At 42.2% G+C, this 6,635-nt stretch carries 8 protein-coding genes; 6 read left to right on the forward strand and 2 right to left on the reverse strand.

Annotated features, from left to right (window positions below; genetic code table 11):
• Positions 1-43: 43 nt before the first annotated feature.
• The 6 genes from AB9H30_RS19070 to AB9H30_RS19095 all read left to right on the forward strand — a co-directional run bounded on the left by AB9H30_RS19070 (position 44) and on the right by AB9H30_RS19095 (position 5,618).
• Positions 44-574, forward strand: coding sequence for a hypothetical protein (locus AB9H30_RS19070; protein WP_371196388.1), 531 nt, complete (start codon positions 44-46; stop codon positions 572-574).
• An 89-nt stretch (positions 575-663) separates the two neighbouring features.
• Positions 664-1,812, forward strand: a complete 1,149-nt coding sequence (locus tag AB9H30_RS19075) for an SEC-C domain-containing protein (RefSeq protein ID WP_371196389.1) — start codon at positions 664-666, stop codon at positions 1,810-1,812.
• Between the two features lie 146 nt (positions 1,813-1,958).
• The gene (locus tag AB9H30_RS19080; RefSeq protein ID WP_371196390.1) at positions 1,959-2,345 is read left to right on the forward strand and encodes a hypothetical protein; all 387 of its coding nucleotides are present in this window, start codon (positions 1,959-1,961) and stop codon (positions 2,343-2,345) included.
• Positions 2,346-2,957: 612 nt separating this feature from the next.
• On the forward strand, positions 2,958-4,247 hold the full coding sequence (gene ltrA / locus AB9H30_RS19085) for a group II intron reverse transcriptase/maturase (protein WP_371196391.1): 1,290 nt from the start codon (positions 2,958-2,960) through the stop codon (positions 4,245-4,247).
• Between the two features lie 125 nt (positions 4,248-4,372).
• Positions 4,373-5,041 (forward strand): alpha/beta fold hydrolase, encoded by a 669-nt coding sequence (locus tag AB9H30_RS19090; RefSeq protein WP_371196392.1) that lies wholly within the window; start codon positions 4,373-4,375, stop codon positions 5,039-5,041.
• Between the two features lie 73 nt (positions 5,042-5,114).
• Positions 5,115-5,618 (forward strand): hypothetical protein, encoded by a 504-nt coding sequence (locus AB9H30_RS19095; protein WP_371196393.1) that lies wholly within the window; start codon positions 5,115-5,117, stop codon positions 5,616-5,618.
• A gap of 389 nt (positions 5,619-6,007) precedes the next feature.
• Here AB9H30_RS19095 and AB9H30_RS19100 read toward each other — a convergent pair whose 3' ends face one another.
• Both AB9H30_RS19100 and AB9H30_RS19105 read right to left on the reverse strand, forming a co-directional pair.
• Positions 6,008-6,268: a Txe/YoeB family addiction module toxin gene (locus AB9H30_RS19100; RefSeq protein ID WP_371196394.1), complete on the reverse strand. Its 261-nt coding sequence runs from the start codon at positions 6,266-6,268 to the stop codon at positions 6,008-6,010.
• Entirely contained in the window at positions 6,265-6,516 is a 252-nt protein-coding gene (locus AB9H30_RS19105) for a type II toxin-antitoxin system Phd/YefM family antitoxin (RefSeq protein WP_371196395.1), read from the reverse strand. The genes AB9H30_RS19100 and AB9H30_RS19105 overlap by 4 nt, the downstream gene beginning before the upstream one ends.
• Positions 6,517-6,635 lie beyond the last annotated feature (119 nt).

The raw sequence follows: 6,635 nt of genomic DNA on the forward strand, positions 1-6,635 counted from the left end.
GAAGGCAAAAAGAATACTAAAGCGTTACGTTGCAAGGTGAACAATGAAGAAACCTTCTAGATTCATGCCAAAGTATGTGGCTGAAAAACCTAGTGCACCTACTTTATTCACTGTTTCTGCAGTTTTTTTGGGTATAGTCATTTACGCACCCATTTTACTGGCGATTCTAGCAGGTGTAGCTTTGCTAGTATTTGCATGGAGTAAAATTGAAGAACCGAAAATAGAAAAGTACTTTTTGGGTTTATACAATGAGCGTAGTGATGAATCGATTTGTGAATTTGCTAGAGAATTTGACCCAAGGGTCGTGGATACTTGGGTAATTAGGGCTGTGTATGAGCAAATACAAGCCTCACTTCCAACAGAACAAAAAGTTCCCATCAAGGCATCAGACATACTTTTCGAAAAATTAATGCTTGATGAAGATACTCTCGACCTCGATTTGTTAGAGGAAATATCGCAAAGAACTGGTCGTACTCTCGAAGGGCTTGAAACGAATCCATACTACGGCAGAGTGACTACTGCACGTGACTTAGTATTGTTTTTTAACCATCAGGCGCGAGTGCATGCAACGTAACAAGACCATTAATTGCGCGGCTTTGCCGCCGGACACTCGTTCCTCGCGCCGATTATGGCGGCGTTAGGTGAGGAGGAGTCTCAAGCACGATGATCGATATACCTCCGAATCCTTTTCGAGTTTTTGAAGTTGATAATCAGCATCCATTTGTCGTGGACGCGCTTAGAGAGCGGAAGCACTACGAAGCATGCTGGTGTGGCTCAGGAAAAAAGTATAAAAAGTGCCATAGAGGAAGAGGTGAAGAGCAACCTTACACTTTAGGAAAGATTCTAAATCTCCAAAGAAAAGTTTTTTGGAGGAAGCGCGGTTGCATGCATCCTCTCGCATCTGTTGATACCTGCAGAGGAAAAATAATCGATGCGCATACCATTCAGCGCAAGGGACCGTTAGAAAGGATCGTGAGCTCATCCGGACATGTAATGCAATTTCAAGTAACACAAGAAGGCGGGGCTGCCGAAGCCAAACCAATTAGCTGGAGGAAAGCATCGGTTTTTCCAGGTTTCTGCTCTTTTCACGACTCAAGCCTTTTCAGCCCAATAGAAAGATCGACCTTTACGGGTGATCACAAGCAATGCGTCCTTCATGCTTTTAGGAATGTCTGTAATGAATATTATAGAAAACAGGCTCTGGTCGAATCACTTGAGTTTCAGCGAAGCGTGATTGATAGAGGCATGGAAATTGATCGTCAAATTAACATTCAGCTTTCAATTTCAGGAAATATTGAAGGTCAAAAAAAATCCCTAGAAGAAAACGGAAATTATCGAGATATTCTGGAAGAGGCAATTCGTCGGGATAATTATGATAATTTCGAAAGCGCGTGCTACTTTTTTAATGGAAAACTAGATGTTGTTAGTTCAAGTATTATTCATTGCGAATTTGATTTTCGAGGCAACAAGCTAATTGATATGTGGGACATTAGCAAAGATGCCGAAATGCTATCTCATACCGTAGTTAATACTGATGGCGGCGGGGCTATCATATTTGTATGGTTGAAAGGTGATCCACATCCAGAGCGCGTAGTCGAAAGTTTTGATGACCTCCCCGATGACGAAAAAGGCGATATTTTTGTGCAGTATTGCCTTGTTAATTGTGAAAACACATTCTTCTCTCATCAGTGGTGGGATGCTCTAGACGACAATAAACAAAAAAGGCTCCAGGAATATGCAAATGCAACCTATTATGAAGGCGGAGCTTATACCGCTAACGAACAAAGACTTGTCGACTGGATGATGGTGTAGATTCTATGGCATATCTCTTGTGTCGTACCTCTTCAAAAAAACACCTAACAAGGCACTGTTGTCGGACAATTTTTCCGCCGCTTCGCGGCTCCAAAACTGCCGCAAAGTTTCAGCGTTATACATGCTAATTGACACAGGAGGTTAAGGTGAAGGGCGCAGCGCTAGGCTTCAGTTTTTTGACATTAATTATCGCTATTATCTTTGCTTTGCTATTAATGGGGGCAATGGTAGGGGTGATTATAGGTTTCCTTCCAACTGTAAGCTTGACGTACGTAGCACCAGTCTTTGTTGTATTGCTCTCGTTAAATGCACTGATAGTTTATGGGCTTCGTCGACAGAAGATATGGGCGGTGATTTTAGGGACGGTTGAGGTCATAGCATTATTATCAGCGATACTCCTTAAAATGTTGTTTGAAGGTTTCACTACTTCGCTAGTCATTAGTATTCTATTTATTTCTCTTTTAGCATCTCTTCTGTCAGCTTTATATCGAGATTATCAAGTAATTAACGGCTCAGAGGTAACGCATGTATAACAAATGCATTAACGCGGATTTTGCGAAAAAGCGCCGCAAAACCGCTTATGCAAAGTGTTAGTGCGTCAAGTAAGCTTGATGCATCTTGCAGGGTGAAAGTCCCTGTCGGGTAAGGTCTAGCCAACCACCTGTAGCGAGTCTTGCGCGCTGTGCGGAGTGTGAGGATGGGAATTGCTTTCCAGTGTTAAGACACAATCAGACGAACAACCAGCGTGAAGCGTAGACAGCGAATTATGTAGGCCATAGGGGATACGTGTCCCTGAAGTGCTGGTATCGCTTCGATAATACTTAAGTTCTGACTGACAAGGCCGGTAACACAGCCGAAGTCCACGTAAAGCAACCGATATTGGTGAGGTTGTGGCGAGTCAGCGGAGTTATCAAGACGTGGCATGTATAAAGAGATGTGTTAGGAACTTGAGAGAGCCAAAGGTGTTCCCTAAGGACAGGGTAGGTAAACTAAGCCAAAAGCAAGGTGAGCCGATGACGCTTTGGCAGTCAGATCAACCCATAGTAGTCTGAGCAGGGGAAAGCCTTGCACATGGCGAAGGAGTTGACAGTTATATGAGGTGTTTAGCAGACACATAGGCCGGACAAAGTAGGGCTGGAATCACTATGAAAACCACACTAAACGCCATCGCATTTAAAGCGCAGACCCACCCCAAACACAGGTTTCAGAATTTATACGGACTGCTAAATACTGATTTACTGTATCAAAGTTGGGGGCAACTCAATAAGCAGGCCAAATCGGGTATAGACGGCATCACGATGCCGATATATGAGGCGAGCCTGCCAGAAAATATACAGCGTTTAAGTTGCGCGCTTAAGCAGAAATGCTACCGAGCGAATGACATAAAGCGAGTATATATCCCCAAATCGAATGGCCAGCTAAGGCCATTAGGGTTACCCACGGTCGATGACAAACTCGTGCAACAAAGTGTGAGCCAATTACTGCAAAGTATCTGGGAGCAAGATTTTGTGCGAAATAGCTATGGATATCGACCTTATAAAAGTGCGCATCAGGCCGTGCATAGTTTGACCTTGAACTTGCAATTTAAGGGCTATGGTTATGTGGTGGAAGCAGACATCAAGGGGTTCTTTGATAATCTTGACCACGACTGGCTAATGCGTAAGCTCAAACAGCGTATTGACGATGTGGCATTGCTTACTCTAATCAAACAATGGTTGAAGGCGCGGGTAAAAGAGCCTACTGGGGCGTTTGATAAGCCGACTAGTGGTAGTCCACAAGGCGGTGTTATTAGTCCAGTATTAGCGAATATTTATCTGCATTACGCCTTAGACTTATGGTTTGAGAAGAGAGTAAAGCCGCGTCTGCATGGTCGCGCCATGATGATACGCTATGCGGATGATTTTGTGTGCGCGTTTCAATATGCCCAAGACGCTGAGTACTTTTATCAGGAATTACCCACACGATTACAGACATTCAACTTGGACGTAGCTGCAGAGAAAACATCACTGATGCGTTTCAGTCGTTTTCATCCCAGCCGTAAACGTCAATTTGTATTTCTGGGGTTTGCATTTTACTGGGGCAAAGATGCCAATGGTCAGCCACGCTTAAGGCGGCGCACCGCAGCGAAGAAACAGCGGTCAACCCTTAATGAGCTGTATCGATGGATTAAAGCCAAGCGTTCACAGAAGTTGAACATTTGGCTACCTCAACTAAAGCGCAAGCTTAGGGGATTTAGCAACTACTTTGGGCTACCCGATAACAGTCGCAGCCTAGCGAAAGTAAGCGCATTTGCATTGCACAGCCTTTATAAATGGCTGAACCGTCGCAGTGGCAGGCGAAGTTACAATTGGCGAAGTTTTAAAGAGATGCTAATCTATTTTCAGATTGAGCCATTACGAGTTAGGAAACGCATTATAGATGTTGACTGGTATTAGGGGTGTGTTTTACACGAGCGAATATATAACTGAAGAGCCGGATGCGGTAGTTCCGCACGTCCGGATCTGTGTGGGGTCGGCCCAGTAATGGGTCGCTCTACCACGATTGCCGCAAAGAGGATTGAATGAACATTTTACTGCTACCAGGTATGGACGGAACCGGAATAATGTTTGAGCCATTTATAAAATTACTTCCGAGTTCAGCTGATGTGCAAATTGTTAAACTCATTCAAGAGATAGATGTAAGCTTCGAAGAGCAGGCTAAAGAATTAGTTGCCAACATAAAGAAAGAGACAATCATAATCGGGGAGTCGTATTCTGGATTGATAGCCCATGAAATAGGAAAAATAGCTCCTGATTCAATAAAACATATCGTATTTGCTGCAAGCTTTCTTGAACAGCCATCTTCTTTGGCCAAGTTTGGAAAACTAGTCCCAAAGGCTATGCTGAATTATTCTCTATATCCTGAATTCATGGTCAAAGAGATGCTGTTTGGCAAATATAGTTCACAATATTTGATGGACCTGTTCCATAGAGCAATGTCAAATGTACCATTAGATTTATTGGAATATCGGATAAAGCAGATTTCTAATTTAAACCCTATAGAAAGTGTAAGCAGTATTCCTTCTTCTTACCTTCAGGCTAGTGATGATAGGTTAGTTTCGGGTAATGCAGCGAAAGTTTTTAAAAAGGCTTATGCTAACATTGAGCTTAAACAGTTGGATGGGAGCCATTTTGTTTTACAAACTAACCCAAGCGATAGTTTACGCGAAGTTTTAGCAATTGCGGCATAACAAAAACTTGAAGCGGACAAAAATAAAGAGCAATTTTCACCGCTTAAGTGGGTGTTAACTCTCAGGAGGTGAAATGGAAGAATCAGGTTTTACTTGGAGTCCGATATATAGCGGTTTAATAGGTGGTTTGGTAGTTTTCTCAATAGTATTTTTTACTAATTCTGAGAGTAAGAGAGATGGAAACGTTAGATTATTAGAATTTGGTATTATTTTTAAGTCATTCGCAATATTGCTGGTTATTGTTACCGTATTCATTTTGTACGCTATGGTTGGATCGTTTGAGGGCCAAGAAGTGGCTGCTACTTTGGTTGGTTTAGGTTTTTTAGCAGGCTCAACATTTTTTTCCTACCAAGCATTTTTTGTAAGATTTGGCTATGACGATGAGTTTATATATTTTAAAAGCCCTATAGCGGGTGATAACAAAGTGCCATGGGATAATTTTGAGCGAGTAGGCTATTCTTGGCTTTTACAAGCGGACTATATTGTAGTATCAGAAATTGGGAAAATTTGGTGCTCTAATATGTTGAATGGACACAGTGAACTCATGGAATACATCAATACGCGAGCAAGGAGTTAACAAACCAATGAAGACGGACGTTCGCAAAGAGCGCGACCGCCGCTTATTGGGGTGTTCTGTGCCACGGGCACTGAACATTTTGAATAAGGATGTATGCAAGCATCGAGATCTGTCAAAAGGTCCAGTAGAAAAGTTTGAGCTTTTTACGTACGCTTTAAGCTTCTGCGGTACACGCAGAAAACGGAGTTTACAGGCGGATACCGCAGAAGCTTAAAGTGTAGAGTCAAACATCGAATTAAGCCCGTGGGGTATAAGATAAACATTTAAAGATCACATGGTTAACGAATAAGGTTTATGAGTAACATGGATAGTGCATATCACGTAGCCACAGAACAACCTGTTGATGTGGACAAAGTACCTAGCGGTACTTCACCACATAACCTGAACTGTTATTTGCCATAGTGGTATCTTAGTTGCGCGATCATTATTGAATCTTCTAAGGCTTTATAAACGAATCGATGCTCATCGTTAATTCTTCTGGACCAATAGCCTGACATGCCATGTTTGAGCGGTTCGGGTTTTCCTATTCCTTCATAAGGAGTTCTAGAGATATCTTTAATTAGTGCATTTATTCTTTTAAGCATCTTTTTATCTGTTGTCTGCCAATACAGATAGTCGCTCCATGCGGTAGATGAAAAAATTAGCTTCATTCAATCAGTTCCCTAGCGGAGCCTTTTCCATCTTCTAATTCTGCTATAGAGCTTAACAATCTTCTAGCATTCTCAGGTGATCGTAGCAAATACGTTGTTTCTTCCATTGCCTGATAATCTTCGAGAGACATCATGACAACCGAAGGTTGAGTCTTTCTTGTAATAATAACAGGAGCGTGATCATTACATACTTGCTCCATAGTTGTTGCAAGTTTAGCCCTTGCTGCTGTATAACTTATGGCGTCCATAAATCTTCTCTGGTACAGTTAGTTGTACATAGTATAACGTCAAATAACAAAAACTTGAAGCGGACAAAAATAAAAAGCAATTTTCGCCGCTTAAGTAAGTGTTGATGTGGACAAAGTAC

It is taken from the genome of Glaciecola sp. SC05, assembly GCF_041380235.1.
GTDB lineage: Bacteria > Pseudomonadota > Gammaproteobacteria > Enterobacterales > Alteromonadaceae > Glaciecola.